The following is a 14,407-nucleotide window of genomic DNA, read 5'->3' on the forward strand; positions in this document are numbered from 1 at the left end:
CCTGTATTTAACTTAATTACAAGCTATATAATAAATATACTTTCTTATATAATAAAAAAAAGCTGGAAAATTTCCAGCGACTTTACTCTAAGACCTTCATTTTTATAACTGCATAATCGTCCTCTTGATATCCGAAATTAAATCCATCTATTTCGTTCTCAATTAGGTTTATTAAATTAGTATTCTTACCTTCTTTTTTAATTATATCCAGTAATCTATCTAATCCAAATTGTTCTTCTTTACTATTCTTAGCCTCTACTATACCATCTGTATAAAATAATACCTTATCACCTTTTTCTAATTTTATAGTGCTTTCTTGATACTCTATTTTTTCAAACAAACTACAAACAGGATATCCCCTTGATTCTAATAGCTTTAAACCTTCATTATTTAATACTATAGGTACACTATTATGTCCTCCATTTACATAAGTAAAAGTATTATATCTTCTATTCATAACTCCATAAAATATAGTAAAATATTTGTCATCATCAAGGTGTAAGTCAAGAAATCTTTTGTGTAGTTCGCTTATAGCTTCTGCAGGACTTAATATTTCACTTTTTATTGAGCGCATTGTTTGTCTAACAAACATAGTCATCATTGATGCTGTTACTCCATGCCCTACTACATCACTTATATATATACCTGTATGTTCTCCATCTATATTAAATACATCAAACATATCACCACTTAACATTTCTGATGGTCTATATAAATAATCAATTTCAATAGAACCATATCTACCTTTTGTAGGTAATATTTTTTTCTGTAAAGCTCTAGCAAACTCTAAATCTTTACTCATTTTTTCATTCTTCTTTAATAATTGCTGCTCTAATTTTCTCTCTCTAGTTACATCCCTAAAAACCTCTACTGCAGCATAGATATTTCCATTAACATCCCTTACTGGAGAACTTTTTACTGAAAAAATCTTACCATTTACATACTCTTCCTTTTTCTGTCCGACACCTGCTTTGATAGTTTTTTTAGTTATACATGTCTTACAAGGTCTATTCTTTCCTAAAACCTCATAACATTTCTCTCCAACTATTTTTTTACCTAGACATTTTTCCATAGTCTTATTGGCATATATAATCATTCCATTTTCATCTATAACCCTTACCCAATCTACCATGCCATCTAATATATCATATGTAAGTCTTTTATGACTTTTTATCTTACCTTCATGTTTTACTTCTCTATTTTCGCTTAACATAGTGTCCCCCTCTAATCTAGTGAACGAACTTTAACATTTTTAATTAATCTTCAATGTTATTCACTAACAATCAATATTATATCATAAATGTTCTTTAATATTCAGAAAACTTAATGTAAAACATCAGCTCTTATGTACTCTTTCTCTAGCTAATAATTGTGAAACTCTATTCTTTTGTAATATCTGTTCAGCCTTATTAAGTCCAAGATTTTTAAGTATTTTCATTACATTCATATTATCAAATGGTGTCATTATTAATGAATCCTCACCAAACTCATTTACTATATGTGTAGCTTTATCGACATCTATATTAGTTCTAGGTCCTCCAACGCATCCACCTTTACAGCCCATACCCTCAATAAAGTTAGCATCTACTTTACCATTCATTAAGTCATCTAAAACCTCTTTACATTCAGCTATACCATCGACCTTTTTAGGTTTAAATTTTATAAGTCGCCTTGGAGCTATTCTATTAACGACAGTTTTTACTGAAAAACTTACTCCTCCAGTTCTCGCATATACCCTTCCTCCAAAGGATGCTTGGTCTTTTTCATCGTTAGGCATTTCTTTAAGGTTAATATTTAAAGCTTTAAAAATTTCATCTAATTCTCTATATGTTAAAACAAAGTCAATATCTCCTTTGAGCCTTTCATCTTTAGCTTCTGCTTTTTTAGCTATACATGGACCTATGAAAACTATTTTTGCATTAGGATAAAATTCCTTTAATATTCTACCAGAAGCTATCATTGGAGATATAGATGGGGCCATTTTTTCTAATAGTTTAGGATAATGCTTTTCTACTAGATTAACCCATACTGGACAACAACAACTCGTAATATAAAAATCATCTTCACTGGTTACTAAATGGTCAAATTCAAATGCTTCTTTAATAGTTAGTATATCTGCAAAAAGGGCTACTTCAACCATATCTTCAAATCCCATAAGTTTAAGTGCTGACCTTAACTGTCCCATAGTTATATCATCACCAAACTGTCCTACAATTGATGGAGCAACAGTAGCAAAAACCTGAGTATCTTTGTTTTTTAACATTTCTACCATTGGTATAAACTCAATTTTATCTGCGATTGCTCCAAATGGACAATTTACTACACACTTTCCACAATTTAAGCACTTATTATTTTCAATTATTGGTCCTTCGCTTCTTCTGTATATATGGGCTTCGTATTTACATGAATCACGGCAGGGTACTTCTTCATATACTTCGTGACATTCTTTACATGCACCATCTATCTTAGTCACTATTGGTTGCTCTACTGCTTTCAATTTACTAGCAATATCAAACTCATCCGAAAATTCAACATCTCCCTTTGGGTTAAGGCCCATAACTACTCTAACTTGGTCCCTAATAAAACTATCATCTTCATTGGTAAAATTATAATCATGTCTTATCTTTTCTACCAAAGTAGGTAAATCCTTTTTCAATGTTCCATTCCAAGCCCTAGATACTACTTCTCTAAAAATCTCCATTCTCTTGTTTTGAAAATCATTAAATCTACTATCCATTTCAAATCACCTTTTTAATGTTATATTTGGGCTAAAAGCTACTTTAACATACATTAGTGTATCCTTAAAATTTATTGTAAATACATAATAAATCATTTATTAATTATAGTTCTCTATACGTTGTAAATACAATATGCGTTGTAAAAATTTTATCATTGTTATATAATTTTCTTGTATTAACTTATATTGAAAGGGGGTATAGATATATGGAAAATACAAACCAACCAAATTATACAGTTCCTAATACTGATACACTTATAAACCTTAGTAAATGGACTGGTTTTGTAGGAATAATGACTATCATTGGGGGAGCATTAACTTGTTTAGGAGCTATAGGCACTTTTGGTATTTCTTTGATACCTGGAATCATTACAATTATATTAGGAGTAAAACTCAGAAAAGCTAAAACTTCAATTGATAGTTACATTAATGGTAATGGTAACGAATTAAACAACGTATTTGATAGTCTTGGTGTTTACTTCAAAATTCAAGGAATCTTGATTATAATATCCCTAGTAATAGCTGTAATTGGTCTTATATTTGGTGGATTGATGCTAGCTAACTTTATGGGTAATTTACCTTATTAGTACAGTTTTAAAAAAAGATTGAGGGACGAATATGTCCCTCAATAACTACAAAGCTGAGAGCTGACTGAAAGTTGCTAACAACGAACTACTAACTAACAAATCAACTTTAGTTGACTTTGTACTAAACTTACAATATCCTCTTACCTAATGGAACCTCTCTATCAGGTTGAATCAATGACACTTCTTTATCATTTAGGACTACGCCTAGTACTAATACTTCTGACATAAAGTCAGCTATTTGTTTAGGTGGAAAGTTAACTACTGCTATTATTTGTTTACCTATTAATTCTTCTTTTTTATACAGTTTAGTAATTTGAGCACTTGACTTTTTTATCCCCAGCTCCCCAAAATCTATCCACAGTTTATATGCTGGTTGTCTTGCCTTGGGGAAATCTTTAACGTCTATAATCTTACCAACCCTCATATCTACTTTTTTAAAATCATCATAAGTAATATTCATTTTTTCACTCCTTTTTAAGTTACTTTTATTTAATAATAGGTTAGAACATTGTATTTTAATTGTTTTGATTGTATAATATGAACTAAGATATATATTATTCTTATTTTATTTATTTTTACAACATGAAAACGATTACTTGTTGTATGAAATCCATTGGAGTTAATGCTATGAAAAAATTGTTTAAAATAATAATATTTATTCTAATTATACTTTTTATATTTTTTTATACTCATACTAATATCTATTATATTTTTAGAAGCTATATAGTAATGTATCCCTATAGTTTAAAAGAAAAATCTGAAAGTATATTAAGTAAAAAGAAACTAAAGCTTCATATTCCTGGAGGATTATATACTAAAGAGCGTGATTGGTATCCTTTTATGATGACCTTTAATGACAACGAAGGCTTTTCAAAATATGTAGGTAAAGATTTGTCTTTAACTGTATTATATAACTTCGGTTATTTTGAAAAGGAATATGGTTCATCATCTTATTACAACCCTAGTTCTCCTTTTTACAGTAGCTTTTATGGAGCCTATGTAGTTTCTAATAACAAAAATCCTAAAGAAAAGTTTGGTTTTTATAAAAACGGTGAACTCAACATAAGTGAACTCTCTTTAGTCCCAAAATATGATCAAACCAGACTTGTGCTTCCTTCTATAGGATGTCCTAGAGATAAAATTGTTTTTAAAACACAAATAGATAAAATAGAATATAATGTTAAATATGTTGGTGAAAGTAATTGGGTAAAAATAGATTCAACAATAAAAACAAATAGCCCTATTCATAAAGCTAAAAAAGACTGTCTTGGATATATACAATATGGTAAACCAATAGAAAAATATTATAATCAAGAAGAATATCCAATTATTACGTTAAAGGGAAGAATGTATGCAAAATATATTGAAGAGTATAATGTCACAATTGCATTTTATATATTAGCTCCTAATATATCTACAATTAATAAATATGATGACAAAGTATTATCTAAATCTCAAATAATAAAATAGCTTAAAATATTATAAGGATACTCAAGGAGGTTTATTATGGATAAATCCTTAGATGATAAGGTAAACTTGTATCTGGAAAATTATAATAAGCTACATGATAATTACAAATGGAAAATTCAAAGCCAAGCATTAATGCTTATACCGTTAGTTTATATTATACACGAAAAAGAACTAAATATTGAAAAATTAAACCACATAAGTAAATATATAAAGCAAAAAACCAGTTTATTTTCCCCGCTTCATTCATATCAGCGATACCCTACTTCTGCTATGTTAATATCTAAATATGAAAATCCTAAAGAAAAAGTTGATAAATTAATTGAATATCAAAACAAAATGACTAATGAAGGCTTAAAGAGTGGTACTTATTCGTCAATTTCAGCTTTAGCTCTTATGTCTAACAATGAAAACCTTAAAGATATTCAACAAAAAATTAGAAAGGCTAAAGATATTTATAAAGAAATGAAAAGTAATCATTTCTTTTTAACTTCACAAAGTGATTATCCTTTAGCAATTTTACTCTCTAAATATGATAAGCCAACTAGTGAAATAATTGAAGAAATTGAATATTACTACACCGAGTTATCTGACGGTCCATTTAAAAAAGGAAACACTCTACAATTGCTTTCGCACATAATGATGTTATCTGATACTGAAAACAAAAACTTCATGGTTAAAAGATGTAATGAAATATATGATAAGCTTAAAACTCAAGGCATAAAAATAAAACGAATGCATTATCCTGCGATAGGTATGATGGCAATAATAGACTCAGAATTAGATAAAGAAATAGAATTTATAAAAAATATTGCTGATATTATTAATAAACAAAAAAGATTCAAATGGACCAAAGATTTAAACTTATTAATAGCAATGCTATTAGTAATAACCGATTCTATTAATGAAGTTAACCAAGATATTAACGTAATAGAAACTGGATTAAATACTTCTATCGAATCCTTAATACAAGCTCAAAATGCAGCTTTAATTGCAAGTATAACTTCTACATCTGTAGTTGTTAACTAAAAAACTGAACAAAGTCGACTTCGTCGATTTGTTAGTTAGTAGCTCACATTTAAATGTGAGCTACTTTGATATCCCTCTAACTAAAAGTGGGATTTTGTTTTATTTATGACCTTCCTCTGGAACTATACATATAAACTCAAATTTTTCTTTACCCTTATTCATGAATTGATGTATTTTTCCTGCTGGTACGTATGCAAAGCAACCTGGTTCTAAATCATAATCTTTACCATCAAGATGTAAAGTTCCTTTTCCACTAACAATATAATTAATATGTGGCCATGGGTGAGTATGTCTAGGTGTATGTCCACCTTCACCTAACTGAAATAAACGCATTACATTACCTTCCCAGCCTTCTTTTGGTGATATTAATACCTTCATCATTGCATCCTTTACTTCTGGGTTTTCAATTTTTATTCCTTCAACCTTTGACTTATGTGAAACTATCATTATAATACCCTCCCGTTTGTCCTTTTTATTCTATTATACATTATTTATGTATATATACATAGTTTTTATGAAAACATTTTCTTGTGTCAATTTAATTACAAAAATTTATTTTGATACTCGAAATAATTAGTGATATAATAAGATTTGATTACAATACTTTTGGGGGATTGCTATGGATTTTTCTGAAAAAAGAGATTTAATATTGAATGGTAAAATGACTAAGGTTATATTAACATTATCAGGACCTATAATGTTAAATAACTTTATCCAAACTATATACAACTTAGCAGATACCTTTTGGGTAAGTCAGCTAGGGTCAACTGAAGTTGCAGCAATACAACTTGTTTGGCCTGTTATATTCTTTATAATGGCTTTAGGATTAGGGGTTTCTATTGGTGGTACAGCTTTAATATCTCAATATACAGGGTCTCATAATTTAGAAGAAGCATCTGATATTGCAGGTCAATTATTATCATTTTCATTTATTTTTTCATTAATTTTTGGAATATTAGGAGGACTTTCCGCTCCATATATAGTTAAGGCTATGGGTGGTACCGGTGACCTTTTCTATAATGCAACTGCATTTTTAAGAATAATATTTTTCGGTATGCCAACCATGTTTATTTTCTTTTCCTTTAATGCTATTAAGCAGGGATTAGGAGATACTGTTACTCCTATGAAATATGGAGCATATTCAGTTATTCTAAATATTATATTAGACCCTATATTTATTTTCGTTTTAAATCTTGATATACAAGGGGCTGCATATGCTACTGTTTTATCAAGAGGACTTTTTGCTTCAATAGCTGTATATAGATTATTCACTATCCCTAACGGAATAAAACTTAATTTGTCCCATTTGCATATAAACAAAGATGTTTTACTAAAGATAGTAAAGGTAGGATTACCTTCATCTATAGGTCAATCGACTGCAGCTCTCGGCTTTATTGTACTTAATATGTTCATACTTTCTTTTGGAGAATCGACCTTAACAGCTTTCGGAATTGGAAATAGAATAAACTCTTTAATTTTAATGCCTGCAATGGGGATAGGTAGTGCCCTTGCAACTGTAGTAGGTCAAAACCTTGGAGCAGATAACGTTGATAGAGCAAAATTAGCAGTAAAAACTAGTGCAATTCTATCTACAATATTTTTAGTAATTGGCGGTGCTATAATTTTTATATTATCTGGATATATAATAAAATTTTTCAATCCTACTCCAGAGGTTTTAGAGCAAGGAACATATTATCTTAAGCTTATATCAGCTGCTTTACCACTTATGGGGTTCTTTCAAATATTCATTGGAACTTTCCAAGGCTCAGGTCATACAATTTCAGCTATGATTATTACTATGGGTAGACTATGGGGTCTTAGAATTCCTTTAATTGTTATATTTAAAAACTTTGCTAATCTAGGTCCAAACTCCGTATGGTATGCAATGATACTAAGTAATTTAATTATATGCTTAGTTGGATTAGGTATATATTCAACAGGAAGATGGCAAAAGAAAATCATAAAAAAAAGGTCCCTATAATGGGGCCTTAATCTATTTTTTCGGGGGTCTTGGTCCATAGTATTGATAATAGTCTACCTTTATTTTACCGTTAAATAATTTTCTTTTCTTATCTGCTTTTTTTCCATATAATTTCTCAAAATTTTCATATGAAGTAAGTATGTAATTGGACCATGTTTTTTGTTTTCTAAATACTTTTCCCATTTCTTTATAAAGTCTTTCAACTTCTTTTTTCTCACCTAATCTTTCACCATACGGTGGATTAGTTATCATAACTCCATACTTTTCTTTTATGTTAATCTGAGTAGCATCTTGTACTTTAAACTCAATGCAATCATCAACGCCTGCATTAAAGGCATTTTCCTTTGCTATCTCTATTACTCCTTTGTTTATATCCGATGCCACAATATTTAATTCTACATCTTGATTTATCTGTTTTAATGCATCGACTCTAGCCTTTTTCCATACGTCCTTTCCTATTCTTGGCCACTTTTCTGAAGCAAAGCTTCTATGTAATCCTGGTGCTATATTTTTGCCAATCATAGCAGCCTCTATTGGTATTGTACCTGAACCACAAAATGGGTCTAATAGTAATCTATCCTTATTCCAATAGCTTAATTGAACTAATGCTGAAGCTAATGTTTCCTTAATAGGAGCTTCAGAAGCCTTAGGTCTATATCCTCTCTTATGTAATCCATCTCCACTTGTATCTATTGTTAAAGTAGCTACATCTTTAAGCAAAGCCACTTGAATTGTAAACTTAGGACCATCCTCTTTGAACCACTCTGTATTATACTTTGTCTTTAGTTTTTCAACTACAGCCTTTTTAACTATAGATTGACAATCTGGTACACTGTATAACTGTGATTTTACCGACTTACCTATAACTGTGAACTCGCCATCCTCTGTTATCCATTCATCCCACGGTAGTGCTTTAGTTTTCTCAAATAATTCTTCAAAGGACAAAGCTTTAAATTCACCCATTTTAAGTAAAACTCTATCGGCAGACCTTAACCATAAATTAGCCTTTGCTATATCTGACTCATCGCCGATAAAGGTCACTTTCCCATTTTCAACTTTTAAATCTTCATATCCTAAATTTAATAATTCTCTTTTTACAACTGCTTCTAATCCAAAGGTTGTAGTTGCTATTAATTCAATTTTTCCCATCTTATCTCTCCCACTTTTATATTTGAATTTATTGTCTTTGTATATTGTAACAAAAAAACATAGTTAATTCTATTAAATAACTTTCCACTATATATTTAATTTATTATTGATTTTTATGTTTTTACTAATACTTTGTGGGTATAAAAGTAATAAATAAAGTCAAACCAAATACCAAGGGGGATATAAAATTATGAAAAGTATAAGTGAATTTTTACAAACAGGAGATTGGAAAGGTGAAAAACACGTACCAGTTATAAATGTACCTGAAAACATAAAAGCTGATGAAGAATTTGAAATAAAGGTTTCAGTAGGTGATGAAATTAAACATCCTAATAAGGTTGAGCACCATATAGCATGGATTAAAGTATTCTTCCATCCTGAAGGAAGTAAGTTCCCAGTTGAAATAGGAACATATAATTTCTCAGCACATGGTGAAGGAAGTATAGTTAATGAACCTCACGTGACAACAAAAGTGACATTAAACAAATCAGGAACTATATATGCACTAAGCTATTGCAATCTTCATGGCTTATGGGAAAATAGCAAAGAAATAACTGTTAAGTAAAAGTGGTAAAACCACTTTTCAGGTACTAGTTATTTGGTACTGAGTACTAGCTTAAAAATAACTCAGTGTTGAATATACAGAAAAATTCTATCGGGCTTTTAGGTTCTATAAATACTAATTAAATAAATATGCAAATTGCGACCAAAACTGGTCGCTTTTTTTTATGCATATCTCAATATAATCCAGTAAATCCTATACTATAATAAGAGTTAAATAATGCGTAGATTTTTTACTTCTACTAACTACTAACACATTAATATTGACGTTTTTAACCGTAATCACCTTGACAAAACTATATCTATATATTAGTATTAAAAAAAAGTAAATATTAAAACTATGAAGGAGCAAAGTAGCACTTTATGGTTACAATCCCAGAGAGCAGACTGGCTGGTGAAAAGTCTGCAGTACATAAAGCTGTGAATTACACTCCAGAGTTTCAATGTGAAAGCATTGCGTTTGCCACACGATAAAGTGGCTAAGAGGCACCTTTAAGGTGTAAAGTAGGGTGGTACCACGGGTCTTCTCGTCCTTACAGGGATGAGTGGGCCCTTTTTATTTTTTAGTTTACAAAAAAGGGAGGTAATAAAATGGCTAATGTTTTTGATGTATTAAAGGAAAGAGGTTTTATTGAGCAAGCAACTCACGAAGAAGAAACTAGAGAATTATTAGGTAAAGAGCCTGTTACATTCTATATAGGATTTGACCCAACTGCAGACAGTTTACATTTAGGACATTTCATTCAAATTATGGTTATGATGCATATGCAAAGAGCAGGACACAAACCTATTGCTTTAATAGGTGGAGGAACTGCTATGGTAGGTGACCCTACTGGTAAGACAGAAATGCGTAAAATGTTAACTCAAGAGCAAATAGATAAAAACGCTGAAGCATTGAAAAAACAAATATCTAAATACATAGATATAACAGATGATAAAGGTTATGTAGTAAATAATGCTGAATGGCTAAGAAACCTAAACTATATTGAATTCTTAAGAGAAATCGGTAAACACTTCTCAGTAAACAGAATGCTTACAGCTGAATGCTTTAAAACACGTATGGAAAAGGGACTTTCGTTCCTAGAGTTCAACTACATGATTATGCAATCTTATGATTTCTTAGAATTATACAGAAAGTACAATTGTAGACTTGAATTAGGTGGAAATGACCAATGGTCTAACATCTTAGGTGGGGTAGATTTAGTTAGAAGACTTGAGCAGGACTCAGTATACGGACTAACATTTAAGCTTCTAACAACAAGCGAAGGTAAGAAAATGGGTAAAACTGAATCTGGAGCTATTTGGATGGACCCTGATAAAACTTCACCTTATGATTTATATCAATACCTAAGAAATATAAACGATGCTGATGTTAAAAATACTTTAGCTTTATTAACTTTCCTTCCTATGGAAGAGGTTGAAAGACTAGGTTCATTAGAAGGTGCAGAAATAAATAAAGCTAAAGAAGTATTAGCTTATGAATTTACAAAAATAGTTCATGGAGAAGAAGAGGCTAAAAAAGCTCAAAAAGCCGCTAAAGCACTATTCAGCAAAGGAACAGATGCTGACTCGATTCCATTTACTGAAATAGAAAAAGATAAATTTAAAGACGGAGTAACTCTATTAGACCTTTTATTAGAAGTGGGTCTTACTTCATCTAAGAGTGAAGGAAGACGTCTAGCGCAGCAAGGTGGAATATATGTTAATAATGAGAGAGTAAAAGACTACTGTGCAGTTATAAAATTAGAAGACTTTGAAGATGATAAGTTAATGTTAAGAAAGGGTAAAAAGAAATATCATCAAATTAGATTAGTATAATGAAAAGCAGCTTACTTTAAAAGCTGCTTTTCTTAAATTACCTTACTCCAATCCATATATTTATTTAAAGTATCTACAAACTTTTCAAGATATAAAGCATCCTCTTTATCAAATCTATTTAATATAGGACTATCTATATCCAATACCCCTACTAATTTTTCATTTTTCACTATTGGTATAACAATTTCAGATTTTGAAGCAGAATCACAAGCTATATGACCTTCAAACTTATTTACATCCTCAACAACTTGTGTCTTTAACTCTTTAGCAGCAGTACCACAAACTCCTTTACCTATTTGAATATGTGTACACGCTGGTTTCCCTTGAAATGGACCTAATACAAGCTCTCCGTTTTTGTAAAGATAAAATCCAGCCCAGTTAATATCTTCTAATAGCAGCCATAAAAGAGCTGAAGCATTTGAGAGATTTGCTAACCAGTCAGATTCTTCACAAATCAAACCTGTTAATTTCAAGTTTAAATAATTATAAAACTTTTTCTTGTCATCTGTTTGTATCTTTTTTATTTGTTGCACTCCCCTCATCCTTCCCTATTGTTAATTTTGTGTATATTATAATATTAACTTGTATTATCTTCAACTGGATTGTATAGTTTATATTCTTAAATATTATAAACAGTATCAATAAAGTTCTTAGTAATTCTAGCTGTCATTCCCCATATAATGTAGTCTTGATATTGATAAAAATAAACAGGATATTTTCCAGTTCTCCACTTATATTGTCTTCCTTCTGGTATTAAATAAAAAGGAAAATCCTCTTCTACATCTACTTTTATTTTTATTTTATGTAACTTAGGTGTATTATTTTTAAAATACTCTATAGGCACTGTAAATACTTTATGTACCTCATCTTTATTTAAATTCATATCCTTTATATCAATGTCTTCTAATACACCTAAAAATGGATGAAGTGAAAAATTATATGGTGTTACTACATAATCTAACTCTCCTATTATTTTAATCTTATCTATGTCAATCCCTAATTCTTCATAGGTTTCTCTAATTGCAGCTTCTTGTAATCCCTCTCCCTGCTCTACCCTTCCACCAGGAAAGCACACTTCCCCCGGTTGAACATCAAGGTCATAAGCTCTTACTTGATACAATATATGTAGTTGGTTGTCGACTTTTATAAGAGGTAGCAAAACTGCGTATTTAGCGTTTATTCCTAGTTCTTTAGGCTCTCTATTTTTTATTTTTGCTTCTATGTATTGTAAGTCCAAATCTAATCACCTGCTTGTTTTCATTTTTATTTATATTTTATCGTAAGTTTATATATTATGTAAAAGAAAATAAAAATAATTTTTAAACAGTTGATAGACGAGGGCGTCTATCAACAACATAATTTAGAATCAAATGTATTCATCTTGAGTATTTTTAATTTAATGAGCCTCTAGTTTATTCAAAACTACCTTAATTTTCAATTTTACATTTTAAATTTTTAATTTATATACGCTCACGTCCCTAAATAAAAAGGCCGTTGACCTTCATAGTCAACAGCCCTTCTTTTCACATTAATTAAATCCTATTAATGCTGCAACAATTACAAATACTGAACCTAATACGAATAAAATACCTTGAAATTTGATTTGCCATTTAGCCCATTTACCCCAGTCAAGCTTTGCAACACCTAATACTCCCATCAAACAGCCTGATGTAGGAACTATTAAGTTAGTAAATCCATCACCTAATTGATAAGCTAATACAGCAACCTGTCTAGTTACACCAACTATATCGGCAAGTGGTGCCATAAGTGGCATAACTAATGCAGCCTGACCTGAACCTGATACTACAAAGAAATTAAATATTGATTGGAATAAATACATAAACCAAGCTGATACTGCAGATGGTAATGAGCCAACAGCATTACCTATTGAATGAAGTATAGTGTTTAATACAGTTGGTTCACCAGGATTTGTACCACCAAGAACTAATATAATACCATTTGCCATACCAACTACTAATGCAGCTCCTACTAGGTCCTTAGCTCCATCCCTAAATGATGTAGCTATATCGTTTAAAGTCATATCATTTAACTTAAATATAACACCTATTATACCTGCAACTAATCCCATGATAAAGAATTGACTAGCTATAGAAGGTATATAATATGCATGTTTAACTACTCCCCAAACTACCCAAATTACACCAAGTAAAATTGTTAATAATACTAATGCATGACCTAACTCAAATTTTACATCAATATGTTCTTTACCTTTGAAGTCCTCTCTATAAAATGCATCTGATTCATAAGAAACTGATTTAGTAAGGTCTTTCTTAATCTTTTTAGCATAAATCCATGTGTAAGTGATACCAACTACAGTAAAGAATATCCACATGATAAATCTAAACCAGAAACCTGACATTACAGGTACTCCTGAAACCCCTTGAGCTATAGCTACACCAAATGGGTTTTGCCATGAAGTTGCAAATCCAATTTGTGTGGCAACATAAGTAATCATAATACCAGTTATAGCATCATATCCCATTGCAATAACTATAGGTACAACAATCATTGCAAATGGTATAGCCTCTTCGCCCATTCCAAAGATTGCTCCACCAGCTGAGAATAAAAGGAAGAGTATAGGAATTATTAGTGATTCTTTACCTTGTGTCTTCTTTATCATCGATAAAATTCCAGCTTCCACTGCTCCAGTCCTCAAAATAATACCGAAGGCTCCACCGATAACTAGAATAAATGCTACTACACCTACTGCTGTCCCCCATTTACTTCCACTTGCTAATCCTTCAAATGCATAGTTCAATGCACCTACGCCACCAAATGGTTTAAATAAACCGACACCTTCTTTAACAGGGTTACCGTTTTCATTGGTTACAATCCTAAAACTTTCAGGTATTGGTACGGTTCTAGTGTCTTCTGAACCATCTGCCTTTTGGAATGTAACTTCTTGAGTATCAAACTGTCCAAGCGGTACTAAATAAGTTAATAGTGCAGCAAATAAAACTACAAAGAAAATAATTACATAAGTATCTGGTGTCCTAAAACTTCTGGATTTTTTTTCTTTTTTTACTTCTGTTGACATTAACTAATCCCCCTTTTAAT

14 protein-coding genes and 1 other annotated feature are annotated in these 14,407 nt (G+C 30.7%); of the genes, 6 read left to right on the top strand and 8 right to left on the bottom strand.

Translation table 11 applies throughout. The features are described from left to right. Window positions 1–82: 82 nt before the first annotated feature. Window positions 83–1,213, bottom strand: coding sequence for a SpoIIE family protein phosphatase (locus tag L21TH_RS13385; RefSeq protein WP_006317583.1), 1,131 nt, complete (start codon window positions 1,211–1,213; stop codon window positions 83–85). Between the two features lie 123 nt (window positions 1,214–1,336). After that, window positions 1,337–2,737, bottom strand: coding sequence for a [Fe-Fe] hydrogenase large subunit C-terminal domain-containing protein (locus L21TH_RS13390; RefSeq protein WP_006317584.1), 1,401 nt, complete (start codon window positions 2,735–2,737; stop codon window positions 1,337–1,339). Between the two features lie 206 nt (window positions 2,738–2,943). Here L21TH_RS13390 and L21TH_RS13395 point away from each other — a divergent pair, with 206 nt between their 5' ends. Then, window positions 2,944–3,324 (top strand): DUF5362 family protein, encoded by a 381-nt coding sequence (locus tag L21TH_RS13395; RefSeq protein ID WP_006317585.1) that lies wholly within the window; start codon window positions 2,944–2,946, stop codon window positions 3,322–3,324. 127 nt (window positions 3,325–3,451) lie between these two features. Here L21TH_RS13395 and L21TH_RS13400 read toward each other — a convergent pair whose 3' ends face one another. After that, a complete protein-coding gene (locus L21TH_RS13400; RefSeq protein ID WP_006317586.1) occupies window positions 3,452–3,784 on the bottom strand; it encodes a tRNA-binding protein in 333 nt (110 codons plus the stop codon). Window positions 3,785–3,951: 167 nt separating this feature from the next. Here L21TH_RS13400 and L21TH_RS13405 point away from each other — a divergent pair, with 167 nt between their 5' ends. Both L21TH_RS13405 and L21TH_RS13410 read left to right on the top strand, forming a co-directional pair. Next, entirely contained in the window at window positions 3,952–4,794 is an 843-nt protein-coding gene (locus L21TH_RS13405; RefSeq protein ID WP_006317587.1) for a hypothetical protein, read from the top strand. Window positions 4,795–4,830: 36 nt separating this feature from the next. Continuing rightward, on the top strand, window positions 4,831–5,820 hold the full coding sequence (locus L21TH_RS13410) for a DUF4003 family protein (RefSeq protein ID WP_034430329.1): 990 nt from the start codon (window positions 4,831–4,833) through the stop codon (window positions 5,818–5,820). Between the two features lie 99 nt (window positions 5,821–5,919). Here the strand turns inward: L21TH_RS13410 and L21TH_RS13415 are convergent, their stop codons facing one another. Next, a complete protein-coding gene (locus L21TH_RS13415; RefSeq protein ID WP_006317589.1) occupies window positions 5,920–6,267 on the bottom strand; it encodes a cupin domain-containing protein in 348 nt (115 codons plus the stop codon). Window positions 6,268–6,439: 172 nt separating this feature from the next. Between L21TH_RS13415 and L21TH_RS13420 the strand changes: the two genes are divergently transcribed. Beyond that, window positions 6,440–7,801 (top strand): MATE family efflux transporter, encoded by a 1,362-nt coding sequence (locus L21TH_RS13420; protein ID WP_006317590.1) that lies wholly within the window; start codon window positions 6,440–6,442, stop codon window positions 7,799–7,801. Between the two features lie 12 nt (window positions 7,802–7,813). Here the strand turns inward: L21TH_RS13420 and L21TH_RS13425 are convergent, their stop codons facing one another. Beyond that, window positions 7,814–8,950 carry a THUMP domain-containing class I SAM-dependent RNA methyltransferase gene (locus L21TH_RS13425; protein ID WP_006317595.1) on the bottom strand — a complete coding sequence of 379 codons (1,137 nt, stop codon included), beginning with the start codon at window positions 8,948–8,950 and terminating at the stop codon, window positions 7,814–7,816. A gap of 190 nt (window positions 8,951–9,140) precedes the next feature. On the opposite strand from L21TH_RS13425, the gene L21TH_RS13430 reads away from it, so the two are divergent. Continuing rightward, entirely contained in the window at window positions 9,141–9,515 is a 375-nt protein-coding gene (locus L21TH_RS13430) for a class II SORL domain-containing protein (protein ID WP_006317596.1), read from the top strand. 327 nt (window positions 9,516–9,842) lie between these two features. Continuing rightward, window positions 9,843–10,049, top strand: a binding site (T-box leader). Between the two features lie 53 nt (window positions 10,050–10,102). Beyond that, window positions 10,103–11,329, top strand: a complete 1,227-nt coding sequence (tyrS, locus tag L21TH_RS13435; protein WP_006317597.1) for a tyrosine--tRNA ligase — start codon at window positions 10,103–10,105, stop codon at window positions 11,327–11,329. A gap of 32 nt (window positions 11,330–11,361) precedes the next feature. On the opposite strand, the gene L21TH_RS13440 is transcribed toward tyrS, so the two are convergent. The 3 genes from L21TH_RS13440 to yfcC form a co-directional block, all read right to left on the bottom strand. Next, on the bottom strand, window positions 11,362–11,871 hold the full coding sequence (locus L21TH_RS13440) for a GAF domain-containing protein (RefSeq protein WP_006317598.1): 510 nt from the start codon (window positions 11,869–11,871) through the stop codon (window positions 11,362–11,364). Window positions 11,872–11,948: 77 nt separating this feature from the next. Continuing rightward, window positions 11,949–12,566, bottom strand: a complete 618-nt coding sequence (locus L21TH_RS13445; RefSeq protein WP_006317599.1) for an NUDIX hydrolase — start codon at window positions 12,564–12,566, stop codon at window positions 11,949–11,951. A gap of 291 nt (window positions 12,567–12,857) precedes the next feature. Further along, window positions 12,858–14,387, bottom strand: coding sequence for a putative basic amino acid antiporter YfcC (yfcC, locus tag L21TH_RS13450; RefSeq protein ID WP_006317601.1), 1,530 nt, complete (start codon window positions 14,385–14,387; stop codon window positions 12,858–12,860). Window positions 14,388–14,407: the final 20 nt, after the last annotated feature.

The sequence above is a fragment of the Caldisalinibacter kiritimatiensis genome, assembly GCF_000387765.1.
Taxonomy (GTDB): Bacteria; Bacillota; Clostridia; order Tissierellales; family Caldisalinibacteraceae; genus Caldisalinibacter; species Caldisalinibacter kiritimatiensis.

Excerpts from the sequence above, each read along its gene's own strand:
- L21TH_RS13385 (WP_006317583.1), bottom strand. The coding sequence starts at position 1,213 with ATGTTAAGCGAAAATAGAGAAGTAAAACATGAAGGTAAGATAAAAAGT.
- L21TH_RS13390 (WP_006317584.1), bottom strand. The coding sequence starts at position 2,737 with ATGGATAGTAGATTTAATGATTTTCAAAACAAGAGAATGGAGATTTTT.
- L21TH_RS13395 (WP_006317585.1), top strand. The coding sequence starts at position 2,944 with ATGGAAAATACAAACCAACCAAATTATACAGTTCCTAATACTGATACA.
- L21TH_RS13400 (WP_006317586.1), bottom strand. The coding sequence starts at position 3,784 with ATGAATATTACTTATGATGATTTTAAAAAAGTAGATATGAGGGTTGGT.
- L21TH_RS13405 (WP_006317587.1), top strand. The coding sequence starts at position 3,952 with ATGAAAAAATTGTTTAAAATAATAATATTTATTCTAATTATACTTTTT.
- L21TH_RS13410 (WP_034430329.1), top strand. The coding sequence starts at position 4,831 with ATGGATAAATCCTTAGATGATAAGGTAAACTTGTATCTGGAAAATTAT.
- L21TH_RS13415 (WP_006317589.1), bottom strand. The coding sequence starts at position 6,267 with ATGATAGTTTCACATAAGTCAAAGGTTGAAGGAATAAAAATTGAAAAC.
- L21TH_RS13420 (WP_006317590.1), top strand. The coding sequence starts at position 6,440 with ATGGATTTTTCTGAAAAAAGAGATTTAATATTGAATGGTAAAATGACT.
- L21TH_RS13425 (WP_006317595.1), bottom strand. The coding sequence starts at position 8,950 with ATGGGAAAAATTGAATTAATAGCAACTACAACCTTTGGATTAGAAGCA.
- L21TH_RS13430 (WP_006317596.1), top strand. The coding sequence starts at position 9,141 with ATGAAAAGTATAAGTGAATTTTTACAAACAGGAGATTGGAAAGGTGAA.
- tyrS (WP_006317597.1), top strand. The coding sequence starts at position 10,103 with ATGGCTAATGTTTTTGATGTATTAAAGGAAAGAGGTTTTATTGAGCAA.
- L21TH_RS13440 (WP_006317598.1), bottom strand. The coding sequence starts at position 11,871 with ATGAGGGGAGTGCAACAAATAAAAAAGATACAAACAGATGACAAGAAA.
- yfcC (WP_006317601.1), bottom strand. The coding sequence starts at position 14,387 with ATGTCAACAGAAGTAAAAAAAGAAAAAAAATCCAGAAGTTTTAGGACA.